This is a genomic window from Denitromonas iodatirespirans (assembly GCF_018524365.1).
GTDB classification, from domain to species: domain Bacteria; phylum Pseudomonadota; class Gammaproteobacteria; order Burkholderiales; family Rhodocyclaceae; genus Nitrogeniibacter; species Nitrogeniibacter iodatirespirans.
This window is the reverse complement of record NZ_JAEKFT010000054.1, coordinates 1-15,873: the sequence shown is the minus strand read 5'-3', so window position 1 is coordinate 15,873 and position 15,873 is coordinate 1. Positions and strand designations below refer to the sequence as shown.

14 protein-coding genes and 1 pseudogene are annotated in these 15,873 nt (G+C 65.8%); 12 read left to right on the top strand and 3 right to left on the bottom strand.

Annotated elements, in window-relative coordinates; genetic code table 11:
• Positions 1-236: 236 nt before the first annotated feature.
• Positions 237-398: a hypothetical protein gene (locus I8J34_RS23375; RefSeq protein ID WP_214364048.1), complete on the top strand. Its 162-nt coding sequence runs from the start codon at positions 237-239 to the stop codon at positions 396-398.
• Between the two features lie 33 nt (positions 399-431).
• Here I8J34_RS23375 and I8J34_RS23370 read toward each other — a convergent pair whose 3' ends face one another.
• Both I8J34_RS23370 and I8J34_RS23365 read right to left on the bottom strand, forming a co-directional pair.
• Positions 432-1,532: a Fic family protein gene (locus I8J34_RS23370; protein ID WP_230411975.1), complete on the bottom strand. Its 1,101-nt coding sequence runs from the start codon at positions 1,530-1,532 to the stop codon at positions 432-434.
• 376 nt (positions 1,533-1,908) lie between these two features.
• A complete protein-coding gene (locus I8J34_RS23365) occupies positions 1,909-2,604 on the bottom strand; it encodes a TonB-dependent receptor plug domain-containing protein (protein WP_214364047.1) in 696 nt (231 codons plus the stop codon).
• Between the two features lie 362 nt (positions 2,605-2,966).
• On the opposite strand from I8J34_RS23365, the gene I8J34_RS23360 reads away from it, so the two are divergent.
• The 6 genes from I8J34_RS23360 to I8J34_RS23335 all read left to right on the top strand — a co-directional run bounded on the left by I8J34_RS23360 (position 2,967) and on the right by I8J34_RS23335 (position 9,966).
• Positions 2,967-5,678, top strand: coding sequence for a cation-translocating P-type ATPase (locus I8J34_RS23360; RefSeq protein ID WP_214364046.1), 2,712 nt, complete (start codon positions 2,967-2,969; stop codon positions 5,676-5,678).
• Positions 5,679-6,242, top strand: coding sequence for a DUF2062 domain-containing protein (locus I8J34_RS23355; RefSeq protein ID WP_214364045.1), 564 nt, complete (start codon positions 5,679-5,681; stop codon positions 6,240-6,242).
• Between the two features lie 2 nt (positions 6,243-6,244).
• Positions 6,245-7,903, top strand: a complete 1,659-nt coding sequence (locus tag I8J34_RS23350; RefSeq protein ID WP_214364044.1) for a cation:proton antiporter — start codon at positions 6,245-6,247, stop codon at positions 7,901-7,903.
• The gene (locus I8J34_RS23345) at positions 7,900-8,787 is read left to right on the top strand and encodes a universal stress protein (protein ID WP_214364043.1); all 888 of its coding nucleotides are present in this window, start codon (positions 7,900-7,902) and stop codon (positions 8,785-8,787) included. Before I8J34_RS23350 ends, I8J34_RS23345 begins: the two co-directional genes overlap by 4 nt.
• Before the next feature lie 74 nt (positions 8,788-8,861).
• Positions 8,862-9,269 carry a GNAT family N-acetyltransferase gene (locus tag I8J34_RS23340; protein ID WP_214364042.1) on the top strand — a complete coding sequence of 136 codons (408 nt, stop codon included), beginning with the start codon at positions 8,862-8,864 and terminating at the stop codon, positions 9,267-9,269.
• A 133-nt stretch (positions 9,270-9,402) separates the two neighbouring features.
• On the top strand, positions 9,403-9,966 hold the full coding sequence (locus I8J34_RS23335; RefSeq protein ID WP_214364041.1) for a hypothetical protein: 564 nt from the start codon (positions 9,403-9,405) through the stop codon (positions 9,964-9,966).
• 45 nt (positions 9,967-10,011) lie between these two features.
• On the opposite strand, the gene I8J34_RS23330 is transcribed toward I8J34_RS23335, so the two are convergent.
• The gene (locus I8J34_RS23330) at positions 10,012-10,908 is read right to left on the bottom strand and encodes a PhzF family phenazine biosynthesis protein (protein WP_214364040.1); all 897 of its coding nucleotides are present in this window, start codon (positions 10,906-10,908) and stop codon (positions 10,012-10,014) included.
• A gap of 113 nt (positions 10,909-11,021) precedes the next feature.
• On the opposite strand from I8J34_RS23330, the gene I8J34_RS23325 reads away from it, so the two are divergent.
• From I8J34_RS23325 to I8J34_RS23300, 5 genes and pseudogenes are all read left to right on the top strand, one after another.
• Positions 11,022-13,007: a BCCT family transporter gene (locus tag I8J34_RS23325; RefSeq protein ID WP_214364039.1), complete on the top strand. Its 1,986-nt coding sequence runs from the start codon at positions 11,022-11,024 to the stop codon at positions 13,005-13,007.
• Positions 13,008-13,161: 154 nt separating this feature from the next.
• Positions 13,162-13,847: pseudogene (locus tag I8J34_RS25225) on the top strand (IS91 family transposase); the annotation flags it as partial.
• 314 nt (positions 13,848-14,161) lie between these two features.
• Entirely contained in the window at positions 14,162-14,725 is a 564-nt protein-coding gene (locus I8J34_RS23310; protein WP_214364036.1) for a GNAT family N-acetyltransferase, read from the top strand.
• 61 nt (positions 14,726-14,786) lie between these two features.
• Positions 14,787-15,176, top strand: coding sequence for a RidA family protein (locus tag I8J34_RS23305; protein WP_214364035.1), 390 nt, complete (start codon positions 14,787-14,789; stop codon positions 15,174-15,176).
• 563 nt (positions 15,177-15,739) lie between these two features.
• On the top strand, positions 15,740-15,873 hold a 134-nt coding region (locus I8J34_RS23300), incomplete at its 3' end, for a transposase family protein (protein ID WP_214364049.1).

Here is a 15,873-nt window from a genome sequence, read left to right as displayed (position 1 = left end):
GCAGACTGGCGCTCAGGTAGTCGCTGAGCCGAGCGCCCGCCCCAAGCAATGCCTTCGTTCGCGCCATGTGACCACCCCTATTGAGATGGCGTTACTATAGCGCCAAATGGCTAAGCGAACAGTATTGGGTCGGGTCTTGAAATACGACAAAGCCGTGCACCCGACCGCCAATGTCGTTAGACAATCGCGTCCTCCGCCTGAACACCAGGTGCTGCGAAATGCCGAGGCGAGGCGGCGTGATCATGCGGCATGCGTTGGCGCCGACTGCCGGGCAGGCTGAAGGCGCATCCGCCGTTCCGCTCTACAACGGCCAGAACAGCGGGATCAACACGCTGGCGGCGAGCCAGGTGATGAGATTCATCGGGATGCCGAGGCGGGCGAGGTCGGCGAAAAATTGAATAGGGGACAGACCACGGTTTTTTCCGGCGCAATCAGCCTTCGTCGCGCGTCAGGATACGGTTCAAGTCCAGATTGACGTAGTAATTCGACCGGCCGAGCTTGTGTTTTTCCAGAAAGCCGCCGGCGCAGAGGGCGTCGAGATACTTGGTGGCCGTCAGGCGCGAGACCTTGAGGTCGTTCTCGATGAATTCGATCTTCGTGTAAGGGTGCCTGAACAGGCTGTTGATCAAATCCTGGCTGTAGAACTTGTAGCCGGTGCGGATGCGGTGCTTGGCGTCCGTGACCGCGTTGCGGATAAGCGTGACCGTCTCCATGGTGTGCCGCGCGGTGTGTTCCACCGCGCGAAGCATGAAGCACACCCAGGCTTCCCATTCCCCCGTGTCGCGCACCGCTTGCAGCAGGCGATAGTACTCGGCCTTGTTGCGCACGATATGGCGTGAAAGATAGAGCACCGGGACATCCAGCAGCCCTTGCTGCATCAGGTAGAGCACGTTGACGATACGGCCGGTGCGACCGTTGCCGTCGTAGAAGGGGTGAATGCTCTCGAACTGGTGGTGGATGATGGCCATCTTCACCAACGGATCGGCATCGAAGTGGCCGCTGTCGTTGATGAAGGCTTCCAGATCGCGCATGAGGGCAAGGACTTCGTCCGGATCCTGCGGCGGGGTGTAGACCGTTTCACCAAAGCCGTCCTTGAGCGACGTGCCCGGCAGTTTTCGAAGCCCGGCCCGGTTTCTTTCCAGTTCGGTTTGTATCTCGATGATGTCGTTGGTCGTGATCAACCCTGTCTTGCGCAGCCGGGCCGCACCGACGTCCAGGGCGCGGAGGTAGTGCCGCACTTCCTTGGCGGCCGGGTTGCCGATGTCCGGAAAGGCATCGTCCTTGAACAGATCGTCGTGAGTGGTGACGATGTTCTCGATGGCGGAACTGTCCTTGGCTTCCTGCATCGCCAGCGTGGTGATGAGGATCGCCTCGTTGGGCATGGATGCAGCCAGTCCCTTGAGTTCGGCCAAGGCCCGGCTGGCTGATGTCAGATGCTTGAAGACGGGCACCGTCTCGAAGGTGTCTGTCGTCAGCACGGTCAGCGAAGCCAGGGACATCGGCGCCTCCTCGATCAGGGTGCGAAGTCGCACTTTTCTATCTATGTACGTGGAACGTGTATAGAAGATAGCCCGTTTCTATGTGTGTGTCACACGACGTGCTTAGAAAATTACGAAAACTATGTGCTTTTTCTTTGGGCGTATCTGACTGCGTCGCGATGTTGCCTGGCGGTTGTCCAGCTCGCGCGGCGCGGAAAAGCGAAGAGCCTTTCGTTGCGTGAGGGGATTGGAGCGGAGGTATCCGGCGGATGACGCTTCGCTGATCGCAGCCACCGCAGACTGACGGCGTGAGGCTGTTTCAGCGCGGCTGATCAGCCGCTTGGGACGGCGGCGCCAATGTTGTGACTCCCGAAAGCGATGCATCGCCCTCGGCACAGCCCGACGCCTTCCGGCGCCGGGCTCATACGGCTTAGAACTTCACATTCACGCCCGCATACAGCGAACGCCCGGCGCCCGGCACGGCAATGCCCCAGGGGATGCTGTTGATGCCCATGGTGGTGCCCTGGCCGGTGTAGGTGCCGCCGGTGGGTTGGTCGTAGGCTTTGTCGAACAGGTTTTCGACGCCGAAGTCGAGGCGCACTTGTTGCCAGGCGTAGCTGCCGCGCAGGTTGATCAGGGTGTAGCCGGCGGTGGCGATTTCGTTGCGGGCGTCGGAGAGGTGGTCTTTTTTGCTGACCATGACCAGTTCGACCCGGTTGTCCCAGCCCCCGAGGGTGTGGGTGAGGGCGGCGGTGGCGGCCAGGTTGGCGCTGAAGGCGTCGCCGTTGTTGCGATACGCGGCGCCGATCTCGCCTTGCACCAGCGTGCCCTGCCCGGCCTCGGCAAACACCGGCGCGGCCGAGTCGGCCACGATGCTGTCGCCGCCCACGCTCACCGGCGAGATGCCGGCATACACGCGCAGGCTGCCCAGCGCGGTCGGGTCGATGTAGGACAGCGCGGGGTTCATGTGGTTGGGGCAGGAGGCGATCAGGTCCATGCCGTCGACCTTGATGCGCAGGCGGTCGTCGGCCAGGCCGCGGATGGCCGGTAGCCCGGGCACGGCGCGCAGCAGGCTGGCGGTGTCGCTGGTGGCGGCCGACTGGCGCTTGAGCGCGTCTGGCGACACGGCGGTCTGGCGCCCACGCCCTCGCGGCTGTCGGAGACCACCACGGTGGGCAGCTGTGCCTCGCCCGCGTGGGTCATCATGGGTAAGGCTGCAATGGCCGAAGCCAGGGCTGTGCGCTTGAAGCTCATGCCGCTCTCCTGAAAAGACGTGTTACAAAATTGGGCGCTAGTCCAGGGGTCGGGCGTTGGGCGGTCGCGTGACACGATGCCGCTGCGGCGCGCGTGCGGCCGCGGCCGACGACGCGTGACGGGCGCGCGCTGAGGGCGGCGATCCTGATGTGGAACAAGATCCGTGTTGCCGGCTTGCGTTAGCGTTAATTGATGGGATGCGGCCCCGGTGCCGTTCTGCCACATGGAGCGTTTATGAAACCCGAAGCCCCTTTTGTCCCCAGCCCTGCGCCGCACTGGCATGCCGTGCCGGCCGACAAGGCGCAGCAGTTGCTCGAGGTGGACGCCGCCTGCGGTCTGGGCGATGCGCAGGCGCGCGCGCGTTTGGCGCAGTACGGTGCCAACACGTTGGCGCCGCCGCGTCGGCGCGGGCCGTGGCTGCGGCTGGCGCTGCAGTTTCATAACCCGTTGATCTACGTGTTGCTGGCTGCCGGGGCGGTCACCTTTGCGCTGGAAGACTATGTAGACGCGGGGGTGATCGTGGCCGTGGTGCTGATCAACGCGGCCATCGGCTTTGTGCAGGAGGGCAAGGCCGAGAAGGCACTGGAGGCGGTGCGGGCCATGCTGGCCAGCCATGCCACGGTGGTGCGGGGCGGCGAGCGGCACGAGATCGACGCCACCGAGCTGGTGCCGGGCGATGTGGTGCTGCTCGAATCCGGCGCCAAGGTGCCGGCCGACCTGCGCCTGATCCGGGTGAAGAACCTGCGGGTGAGCGAGGCGGCGCTGACCGGCGAGTCGCTGCCGGTGGACAAGCACACCGACCCGGTGGCCGACACCGCCGCCATCGGCGACCGCCGCTGCATGGCCTACTCGGGCACGGTGGTGGGCTTCGGCCAGGCGCGCGGCGTGGTGGTGGCCACCGGGCAGCGCACCGAGATCGGCCGCATCGGCACCCTGGTGGGCGAGGTGCAGACCCTGGCCACGCCGCTCACCCGTCGGCTCGACCAGTTTGCGCGGCAGATCACCGGTTTCATCCTCGCGGTGGGCGCGCTCACCTTTGCCTACGGCCACCTGGTGCGCGACATGCCGCTGCTGGAGATCTTCCTCGCCGTGGTCGGCCTGGCGGTGGCGGCCATCCCCGAGGGGCTGCCGGCCATCGTCACCATCGTGCTGGCCATCGGCACGCGAGTGATGGCGCAGAACCGGGCGATCATCCGCCGTCTACCGGCGGTCGAAACCCTGGGCTCGGTCACCGTCATCTGCTCCGACAAGACGGGCACGCTGACCAAGAACGAGATGACCGCGGTGCGCATCATGCTGCCGGCCTGCACGCTGGCGGTGAGCGGTGCCGGCTATGTGCCCGAGGGCGGCTTCCAGTGCGAAGGGGCGGCCGTCGAGGGCGGGCGGGATGCCGCCTTGCAGGCGCTGGCCCAGGCCGCGCTGCTGTGCAACGACGCGCGGCTCAAGCACGATGCGGCGGGCGGCTGGCAGCTGGTCGGCGACCCGACCGAAGGCGCGCTGCTCACCCTGGCGCTCAAGGCCGGGCTCGATCCGGCCGAGCAGAGCGCCGCCATGCCGCGGGTGGACGAGATCCCCTTCGAGTCCGAACACCGCTTCATGGCCACCTTGCACCATGACCACGCTGGCCATGCCTTCGTGCTGCTCAAGGGCGCCCCCGAGCGGGTGCTCGGGCTGTGCGTGGCCGCGGGCGACGGCCAGCCCTTCGACGCGCCGGCCTGGCTGGCGCGCATGGAAGACGCCGCCGGCGCCGGCCAGCGCGTGCTCGCCCTGGCGCGTTGCGCGCTGCCGCCCGGCACCACGGCCTTGTCGATGAGCGACATCACCCCGCGCTTCACCCTGCTCGGCCTGGTCGGCCTGATCGACCCGCCGCGCGAGGCCGCTGTCGATGCCGTGGCCCAGTGCCAGCGCGCCGGCCTGCGGGTGAAGATGATCACCGGCGACCATGCCGTGACCGCCGCCGCCATCGGTCGGCAACTGGGCCTGACGGCCGACGCGCCGCTCACCGGCGAGGCCATCGAGGCACTCGATGCCGCCGCCCTGCGCACGGCGGTGCAGCACACCGACGTGTTCGCCCGTGCCAGCCCCGAGCACAAGCTGCGCCTGGTGGCCGCCCTGCAGGCCGAGGGCGAGCTGGTGGCCATGACCGGCGACGGGGTGAACGACGCCCCCGCGCTCAAGGCCGCCGACATCGGCGTGGCCATGGGCAACAAGGGCACCGACGCCGCGCGCGAGGCGGCCGACCTGGTGCTCACCGACGACAACTTCGCCACTATCGCCCGGGCCGTGCGCGAGGGGCGGGTGGTGTTCGACAACATCAAGAAGTCGCTGCTCTTCATCCTGCCCACCAACGGCGGCGAGGCGGGGGTGATCCTGCTGGCGGTGTTCGCCGGCCTGGCGCTGCCGGTGACGGCCGGGCAGATCCTGTGGGTGAACATGATCACCGCCGTCACCCTGGCGCTGGCGCTGGCCTTCGAGCCGGGCGAGGCGGGCGTCATGCGTCATCCGCCGCGGCAGCCGTCGGAGCCGCTGATCACCCGTGTGCTGGCCGGGCGCATCGCCTATGTGAGCCTGCTGATGGTGCTGGTGACTTTCGGCGTGTTCGAATGGGTGCTGATGCGCGGTGGCAGCCTGGAAACTGCGCGCACGGCAGCGGTCAACATGCTGGTGATCGGCGAGCTGGTGTACCTTTTCAATGTGCGGCACTTCACCGCGTCGGCCTTCAGCCGCGACATCCTCACCGGCAACCCGGTGGCCGTGTGGATGAGCGCGCTGCTGATCGGCTTCCAGCTGGTGTTTACCTATGCGCCGCCGCTGCAGCAGGTGTTCCAGACGACGGCGCTCGATGCCGCCACCTGGGGGGTGATCCTGGCCCTGGGTGCGGCCAAGTTTCTCGCCGTCGAAGCCGAAAAGGCCGTGTTGCGGCGCTTCAACATCCGGAGCATGTGAATGGAGTTTTTCCGGCGCTTGCGCCACAAGATCCCCACGCGCGAGCAGATCCACGGCAACCGCTGGCTGAGCTGGCTGGCGCCGTGGCTCGGCCATCCGCGCCTGTGGCACTGGTCGCGCCGCGGGGTGGCGATGGGCGTCGCGCTGGGGGTGTTTTTCGGTCTGCTCATTCCGGTGGCGCAGATCCCGCTGTCGGTGGGCGCCGCGGTGGTGCTGCGTGCCAACGTGCCGGCGGCGGCGGCGAGCACGCTGGTGACCAACCCGATCACCTTCGGCCCGGTGTATTTCGCCGCCTACCGGCTCGGCACCTGGGTGACCGGCGACCGCCTGCCGGCCCATGCCGCCGACCCGTCCACGGCGCAGGACATCCATGCCGACGCCGGCATCTGGCAGCGCCTGCAGGCCATGGGCAAGCCGCTGATGATCGGCCTGGCCATCCTCGCCTCGCTGATCGGGCTGACGACCTATCTCGTCATTACCCTGGTGTGGCGCTGGCGCACCCTGGCGCGCCGCCGCATCGAGGCGCGCCACCGCTGGCGAAACAAAACCCGTCGGAGCGACTAGCCATGCATGAACCCTTTGCCGAACTGGCCTTGTTGCTGTTGATCGCCGCGGGCGTGGGGGCCGTGGCGGTGCGCCTGCGCCAGCCGGTGCTGATCGCCTACATCGTGGTCGGCATTGCGGTGGGCCCGGCCGGGCTGGAGCTGGTCACCTCGCATGACCAGATCGACCTGCTCGCCCAGATCGGCGTGGCGGTGCTGCTGTTCCTGGTCGGCCTCAAGCTCGATCTGCAGCATGTGAGGCACATCGGTCCGGTGGCGCTGGCCACCGGGCTGGGGCAGCTGGCCTTCACCATCGCCATCGGTTTCGTGCTGATCCTGGCCATGGGGCGCGACTGGCTCACCGCCCTGTATGTGGCGGTGGCGCTGACCTTCTCCAGCACCATCATCATCATCAAGCTGCTGTCGGACAAGCGCGAGCTCGAATCGCTGCACGGGCGCATCGCCGTGGGTTTCCTGATCGTGCAGGACATCGCCGTGGTGCTGGCCATGATGGCCATGAGCGCGCTGCGCGCCACCGGCGAGGGCGAGGCGGTGTGGTGGATGGTGGCCGGCTCCATCCTCGGCCGCGTGCTGGTGGCCGCCGCCCTGCTGTATGTGTTGATGCGCTATGTGCTGCCGCCGCTGATGCGCACCATGGCCAAATCCCAGGAGTTGCTGCTGATCTTCGCCATCGCCTGGGGGACGGCGCTGGCGGCCTTCGGCGAGTGGGCCGGTTTCTCGAAAGAGGCCGGGGCCTTTCTGGCCGGCTTCTCGCTGGCCTCTACCCATTTTCGCGACGCCATCGGCGCGCGCCTGACCGGTATCCGCGACTTTCTGCTGCTGTTCTTCTTCATCGACCTCGGCGCCAAGCTGGATTTCTCGGCCCTCGGCAGCGAGGTGTGGCCGTCTCTCGGGTTGTCGCTGTTCGTGCTCATCGGCAACCCGCTGATCGTCATGGCGATCATGGGCTTCATGGGCTATCGCAAACGCACCGGCTTCATGGCCGGGCTGACGGTGGCGCAGATCAGCGAGTTCTCGATCATCTTTGTCGCCATGGGCATCACCCTCGGCCATGTGGGCGCCGACGCGCTCGGGCTGACCACACTGGTGGGCATCATCACCATCGCCTTGTCGACCTACATGATCCTGTACTCGCAGCCGCTGTTCGAATGGCTCGGGCCGTGGCTGGGCATGTTCGAGCGCCATCGCCCGCACCGCGAGCTGGCGGTCGAGCGCCAGCGCCGGCCAGACGCGCCGCCGCAGGTCATCATCTTCGGGTTGGGGCGCTACGGTGCGCATCTGCTGGCCCGCTTGCATCAACAGGGGGTGGCCGCGATGGGGGTCGACTTCGATCCCGAAACCGTGCGCCACCTGCGCCACCGCGGCTTCGCCGTGCGCTTTGGCGATGGCGAAGATCCGGCGTTTCTCGACACCCTGCCGGTGAGCACGGCGCAGTGGATCGTCACCACGCTGCCGACCTGGGAATCGAACCGCGGTCTGCTTCATGCGCTGCGGGCCATGGCGGTGCCGGGCACCATTACCGGCGTGGTGGGCGACGAAGTGCATCGCCGGGCATTGCACGAGGCCGGCGCAAGCCGGATCATCAACCCGTTCCTCGACTCGGCCGATCACACCGCGCAACTCATGGTCGATGCGCTCAACCCTTCGGAGGACTCGCCATGACCCGTCTGCATGCCGTGCTTGCCGCCACCGACTTGTCGGCTCCCGCCCGCCATGCCGCGCAGCGGGCGGCGCTGCTGGCCAGCGAAACCGGTGCCCGCCTCGAACTGCTGCATGTGCTGGAGAAGACGACCCTCGATGAGCTGCAGGCGGTTTTTGTCGACCAGGACGCCGCGGTGTTGCAGCGCATTCGCGAACTGGCCCGCGATGCGCTCAGCCAGCTGGCCACCGACATCGGCGAGCCGCTCGGCGTCACCGCCGGGCTGCATCTGGAAGAAGGGGCGGTGCTCGAGACCATCGCCGCCGAGGCCGACCGACTCGATGCCAGCCTGCTGGTACTGGGGGCGCGCGGCACCGACTTCATGCGGCAGTGGCTGCTCGGCGCCACGGCCGAGCGCCTGCTGCGCAAGGTGCGCCGGCCGATCCTGGCGGTCAAGCAGCCGCCGCACGAGCACTACCGGAAAGTGCTCGTACCGGTCGACTTCTCGCCCTGGTCCGCCGGCGCCGTGCGCCTGGCCCGCGCCGTCGCGCCCAAGGCTGAGCTGACCCTGATGCATGCCTTCGAGCTCCCTTACGAAGGCAAGCTGCGCCTCGCCTTCGTCGAAGAAGACGTGATCCTCGGCCAGCGCATCAAGGCGCGCCACGACGCGGTCGCCCGGTTGCAGCAGTTCGCGGCCGATGCCGGACTGTCGGGCAGCGCCTGGCGGACCTCGGTCATCCACGGTGCCACCGCGCTGCGGGTGCTGGAGCAGGAAGAAGAGCTCGGTGCCGACTTGATCGTGCTCGGCAAGCACGGTGCCGACATGACCGAAGAGCTGCTGCTGGGCAGCGTCACCAAGCATGTGCTGGCGCATGCGCGCTGCGATGTGCTGGCCGCCTATCGCTGAGGGCCGGCGGACGGCCCGGGCTGCACCGGGGCGAGGCCGCGCCCCAAAATGAGTCCCTGACCGAGAAAACGCCCATGCCCCTCGCCATCGCCCTCGACGGCCCGATCCAGACCGATGAAGTGATCGCCCTCTACCGCGCCAACGGCTGGTCCGCCGCCGACAAGCCGGTCGCGCTGATGGCCGCGCTGCGCGGCTCGCACAGCCTCGTCACCGCGCGCCGAGACGGCCGGCTGGTGGGCGTGGGCAATGCCATCTCGGACGGTCATCTGGTGGTCTATTACCCGCACTTGCTGGTGCATCCCGAGGCGCAGCGCCAGGGCATCGGTAGGCAGATGATGGCCGCGCTGATGCAGCGCTACGCGGGCTTCCACCAGCAGATGCTCACCGCCGACGGCGCGGCGGTGGACTTCTACCGGGCGCTGGGCTTTGCACGCGCCGGCCAGACCGAGCCGATGTGGATCTACGCCGGTAACGAACACTGAGGGCGCCGCGACGCCCATCCACAAATCCAGAAAATCTCGATTGACCGCGGTGGCGTAGCTGGCCATGGTGTAAGCGGCGGCTTGGATTGCCCGGGCCGCCGATCTACCCCGGGGCGTGCCCCAAGGAGTCGCCATGCGTTTGCCCAAGCCATTGACCGCCCTGCTGCTGGCCGCCAGCCTCGGCATTGCCGGCCCGGCCGCGGCCTGGGAGATGCGCGGCACGCAGGCGATCGTGCTGCATGGCCGCGACGGCAGCCAGGTGCGCATCGGCACCGTCACCTTCACCCCGCAGGGCGCGCGCACCGGTGTGGCCGTCAAGCTCGACACCGACAAGTTCCAGGACTTCTTCCTGTCGATGAAGGAGTTCAAATGCCTGCCGACGCCGGACGAGGTGTTCTGCCATGTGCCCTATCCCTACCCCAACCCGGCCAGCGTGACGGGCGACGATCTGGCCTGGCTGGAGCATGCGCTGCTGTTCTTCTACAAGCTGCCCAGCGAGTTCGGCGCCAAGCTGTGGAACGGCGTGTACTACCGGCTGACGCCGACCGAGGCGGGCCTGGTGGGGCGGCCGCAGGCGGTGGATCTGAACCAGATCGGCGCGCCGCCGGCCGATACCGACACGCCGCCCTACGGCCCGGCCGAGCGCAGCGACATCGCGCCCGAGGCCCGCTGGTTCGGCACGCTGACCATCCAGTAGGGCCGGATTCATCCGGCCAGCCGTGGCGGCGGGTTGAAACCCGCCCTAGAGGTACAGCGTGCCGGCCAGTGTGCGCACCGCCGAGCCGCCCACTGCCACGTGCGATATCGCACCGCTGACAATGCCCAGCCGTGTGGTGATGTTCGCCGGGCGTCCCATGTCGCGCCCCTGCGTGGCCTGCAGCGTGGCCGTGCCGTCCGCCGCCGTCAGCACGCCGCGGTGGAACAGGAAACTGGCCAACGCGCCGTTGGTGGTGCCCGAGGCCGATTCTTCCGGATTGCCCACGCCGTGGCACAGGTCGCGCAGCTGCACGCGGCACAGGCCGGGGCGGCTGTCGATGAGGGCGAACACGCCGAGCGTGTCGATGCCGTGCACCCGGCTCAGGGCGAACAGCGCGGCGTCGTCGCGCCGCAGGGTGGCCAGATCGTGGTCGTGCCGCAGCGCGATGAACACGTGGCGCAGCCCGGTGCTGGCCCGGCCGGGGCGCAGCGCCGGGTCGAAGGCCGTCTCGTCCACGCCCAGCGCCGCGGCCAGCTCGGCGGTGGGCAGCGCGCGCTCGTCGAACATGGGCAGGCGCTGGGCCATGTCGACGCGCGGATGCGGGTGGCGGTCGGTGAGGGTGAGGGCCACCGGGCCGGCGGCGGTTTCCTGCGTGAAGCGGTCGCCGGTGATCAGGCCTTCGTCGAGCAGCGCGCAGGCCACGCCGATCGTTACATGGCCGCACATGGCCATCTCGGCGCTGGGGCTGAAGAAGCGCACGCGGTAGCGGTCGGCGTCGAGCATCTCGACGAAACCGGTGGTCGGCGCGGCCAGCTCGGCGGCCAGTGCCTGCAGCTCGGCATCGTCGGGCACGGGGGCGTCGAGCAGCACCACGCCGGCCACATTGCCGCCGAAGCGGTGCTCGGCAAAAGCGTCGTAGAGAAAGCAGGGTAAGGCGCGCATCGGGGGCTCCTGGGGGCGGCGGTCTGGCTGGGCCATATGCTAAAACACAAGTGAGCCCCCCGCCGGCCTGCGGCCGCGGGAACCGATCCGCCCTCCTGAAATACGCACAGACCATGAACCCACCCCAAAGCCTCTCACCGGCCAAGGTCGGCTTTCATCCGCCGGTGTTCTACCCGGCCTCCGTCCTGATCCTCGCGCTGTTGGGCTTTGCCGCGGTAGCCCCCGATACCGCCGAGCGCTTCTTCAAGGCGCTGCAGGCGGTGATCGTGACCAACGGCAGTTGGTTCTACGTGCTGACGGTGGCCATCATCCTCATCACCGTCATCTTTCTCGGCCTGTCGCGCTACGGCGAGATCAAGCTGGGGCCGGACCACTCCGAGCCCGACTACGGCAACCTCACTTGGTTTGCCATGCTGTTTTCCGCCGGCATGGGCATCGGCCTGATGTTCTTCGGCGTGGCCGAGCCGGTGATGCACTTCCTGTCGCCGCCGGTGGGTGAGGCAGGCACGGTCGAAGCCGCCCGCGCGGCGATGAAGATCACCTTTTTCCACTGGGGCCTGCATGCCTGGGCGATCTACGCCATCGTGGCGTTGATTCTCGCCTTCTTCAGCTACCGCCACGGCCTGCCGCTGACGCTGCGCTCGGCGCTGTACCCGATGATCGGCGAGCGCATCTACGGCCCTATCGGCCATGCGGTGGATGTGTTTGCCGTGATCGGCACGGTGTTCGGCGTGGCCACCTCGCTCGGCTATGGCGTGATGCAGGTCAACGCCGGGCTCAACCATCTGTTCGGCCTGCCGGTGGGCACCACGACGCAGATTGTGCTGATCATTGCCGTCACCGGTCTGGCCATGCTGTCGGTGGCCACCGGCCTCGACAAGGGCATCCGCATCCTCTCCGAGCTCAACATGGGCATGGCGGTGCTGCTGCTGGTGCTGATGGTGATCCTCGGGCCGACGGTCTTCCTGCTGCAGGCCTTCGTGCAGAACACCGGCTCCTACGTGGCCGACCTGGTCAGCAAAACCTTCAACCTCTTCGCCTACGAAAAAACCGACTGGATCGGCGGCTGGACGATTCTCTACTGGGGTTGGTGGATGTCCTGGGCGCCCTTCGTCGGCCTGTTCATCGCCCGCGTGTCGCGCGGGCGCACCATCCGCGAGTTCGCCATGGGCGTGCTCTTCGTACCCACCGGTTTCACGCTGATGTGGATGACGGTGTTCGGCAACTCGGCCATTGAGCTGATCCTCCACCAGGGGCAGGCGGCGCTCGGCGAGGCGGTGCAGGCCGACGTGGCGCTGGCGCTGTTCGCCTTCCTCGAAAACTTCCCCTTCTCCGGCGTGCTGTCGCTGCTGGCCACGGTGATGGTGGTAGTGTTCTTCGTCACCTCCTCCGACTCCGGCTCGATGGTGGTCGACATGCTGTGCTCGCGCGGGCATGACAACACCCAGTTGTGGCAGCGCATCTACTGGGCCGGCGGCGAAGGCGTGGTGGCCATCGTGCTGCTGCTGGTCGGCGGCCTCGGCGCGCTGCAGACCATGACCATCGCCAGCGCCCTGCCCTTTGCCGTGGTGCTCCTGATCGCCACCTACGGCCTCATCAAGGCGCTGCGCATCGACCTCTACAAGCGCGCCAGCCTGCAGGTGAACGTGGCGCCCATGGGGCCGCCGGCGGTCACCGGCTCATGGAAGAACCGCTTGCACAACATCATCGACTACCCCACACGCGAGGTGGTGCACCGCTTCATCGCCCAAGTGGCGCGGCCCGCCTGCCAGGAAGTGGCCGCCGAACTCAACACCAAAGGCATCGAAGCCAAGGTGACCGGCGACGGCGCCGACCAGGTCATCCTCAGCGTGTCGCATGGCGACGAGATCGACTTCGTCTACCAGGTGCTGGCGCGCGCCCATGTCAAACCCGCCTTCCTCAGCCCCGATGTGCCCGAAAGCGAACTGGGCGAAGCGCAGAAGTACTACCGCGCCGAAATCCACCTGCGCGAAGGCGGGCAGGACTACGACATCATGGGCTGGTCCTCCGAAGCGGTGATCAGCGACATCATCGACCAGTACCACAAGCACATGCACTTCCTGCATCTGCTGCGCTGAGGCACCCGCGACGGCGCTTCGGCGGCCGTCACGATTGCATCGCCTGATGGGCACGCTTGAACGGGCGTCATGATTGGTGGTTCCGGGGCATCTACAGGGGCAACGTCGGGCGCAGATGGCACCGCTTGTCATCGCACCGGCCGGCGGCATGCACGCGCTGCGTCACGCCTATCACTCCTGCCGGAACCGCCATGGCCCCCAATGCCAAAGCCGCGCCAAGGAAGCTTGGATCGCAGTGCGGCGCCGCGCCGCGGCTTCCTCTTTCCGGTCAAGGCGCTCTCGCGCGTGTTTCGGGGCAAGTTCGTCGCACGGCTTGCCGGTCAGCCCCATGGCCTGGACGAACACACCTGGCGCCAATTGCGCGCGCGCCTCTACGCCCATGACTGGGTGGTCTATGCCAAGCAGCCCCTGGGCGGGCCCGAGCAGGTGCTCGACTAGCTGGCGCGCTAGACCCACCGGGTGGCGATCTCGAATGAACGCATCCTGGCGATCACCGACAACGAGGTGCGCTTGCGTGTCAGAGCCAACAGACGCACGGACAAGTGTCCGATCGTGCACCTGAGCGGCACCGAGTTCATCGCTCGCTTCCTCACCCATGTGCTGCCGCCCGGCTTCAAGCGCATCCGCCACTACGGCCTGCTCGTCCCGGCCCACAAGAGGCCTCGCCTGGCCGCAGCCCGTGCGGCACTCGGTGCGCCACAGCCGAACCCGCGGGTGCTCGAAACGGTGGCTGATTTCCTCAAACGCATCGACCGGCTCGAATCCATGCGCTGTCCTCACTGTGGTGGGCGCATGGTGATGGCGGGTACGCTCGCACCGGTCAGGCCAGGACAACAGGCCAGGGGCCGCCGTGATCCATGCGGCCCCCGCCCAACCACTTGTCCATCGGCGCAGCGGCCATGCCATGCGCTGCCGGGGTCTTTGTGCGAACCACCTCTGGCGCCCGGGAGCAAGCACCTCAGAACCCCTCGCCGGCACCACAAAGGCCCATGCCGGACGACTCTTCGTCGGATTCGTTCATGTCGTGCGCCATGCCAGCCTATGCAAAACGCTTGCACGTGGCCGCTGCCCGCATACAATCCCCATAGTCACCGCCGTGCAGGCGGTTAAGTTCAACGAGGTTTATCCGCCGCAACGCCGCCGCGAACGGATTCGTGCTTGGTTCGGCGGCGGATAAACGCTTTTCGTTAAGTTTTTGGGAAATTTCGGTGATTGTCAGGAAAATGGCAGAGAATGATCTCGAAGCTGTAAGCGCAATTTGCATGTCTTCGTTTTTGGGATCTGTTGCAGACACATCGTCGTGCGAAGGGGTTTCAACCTTTTCGAAAATTGCTGCGAGTAATGCCTTTCTTGACAGAATGAAGGGCGACAACTTGATGCTGGTTGCAGAAGACAATGGGAAAATTGAAGGCATAATCGAATTCAAGGAAGGTCGTCACGTTGCAATGCTGTTTATTAATCCTGGCCGCCAGAAGGAAGGTATTGGTAGGAAGCTGCTTTCAGCAGCCATGAATTATGCGAAGGTTGAAACTGTCACGGTGAGGGCATCCCTGTCTTCTGTTCCCGCGTATGAGAAGTACGGATTCGAGTGCAAAGGCGAAGCAAGTGAGTCGGCTGGTTTGGCTTATCAGCCTATGGAAATCAAACTTAACCAGGCCAGCCACGGCGACGGTTCCTGCATTGCGGCTGCACCTCCATTCCGCAACCGCACGTGCTGAGCGGCGTTGGGCGTCACATTTCAGCCTCCTCCAGATCCACAGGAAAAAGTGAGAATAAAAGTTGCCAAGAGAATTCATAGAATGCAGTTTATTTGAACCAATCGGCCCATACAGTCATGCTATTAAGTCTGGCAATCTTGTCTTTGTCTCGGGCACACCAGGAGTTGATCCAAAGACTGGAGAGTTGGCTGGAGCCACCGCGTATGCACAGGCAGCGCAGGCAATACGAAACGTAATTGATTGCGTTGCGGCTGCAGGTGGCACCGAAGCCGATATCACCACCGTCCAGGTGAACTTGGTTCATGTGGGTGACTTCACCGAAATGAACCGGGCTTACGCGGAGTATTTCTCTGAGCCGTTTCCGGCGCGAACTGTCATCGGAATTGCCGCGCTACCAAAACCCGGAGCCCGGCTCACTATCAACGCAATGGCGGTGCTGCCATCCAAGTGACGCCCAACCCGGCACTCAACCTCGCTCCTTTCAGTCGCTGGATGCTGCGCGATACAGCCGCGCAGCGCCGGTTAGCTCTGCGTTGAAGATGTAGAAAAACTAATTTCGGGAATTTTTGACAATGGCCCCGAATCTTCGACCTATCAGATCGGTCCATACGGCGTGATCGGCGACCTCCGAAGGGTCAAGTGACCCTCGAAAACCGGTTACTCCGGCATGTCGCCGAATTTTCCTACAGCCTCGTTGGTTGCTACAGGATCACTGTACGGAATGAGTATGAAAAATCGACGGATCGTTATTACCGGGGTCACCAAAGGGCTGGGGCTTGCGCTCGTTGATGAGTTCATTCAGGCGGGTCATCAGATCTTCGGGTGTGGACGCTCTTCTCAGATCATCAATCAGCTTCAGTCCCGGTACCCTCAAAGCCACCACTTTGCGGCAGGGCTCCCGCAGCTACCCACATGTCGTTGTCACCCCAAGAATGTCGTTGACGATCATGCGCTTACCACGCCCCTGTTCACGGCGCCCCGATTTGTGTAGTTTCCTGTCTTTTTGGACGGGCAATGGAAACGGACAAATTGATGGCTCTGGTCGAGGTGTTCGAAGGACTCGAGGACTGGCGCAACGCGCAGCAGACGCGTCACCGGCTGGACGAACTGCTTACCGTGGCGGTGTGCGCGGTGCTCAGCGGCGCCGA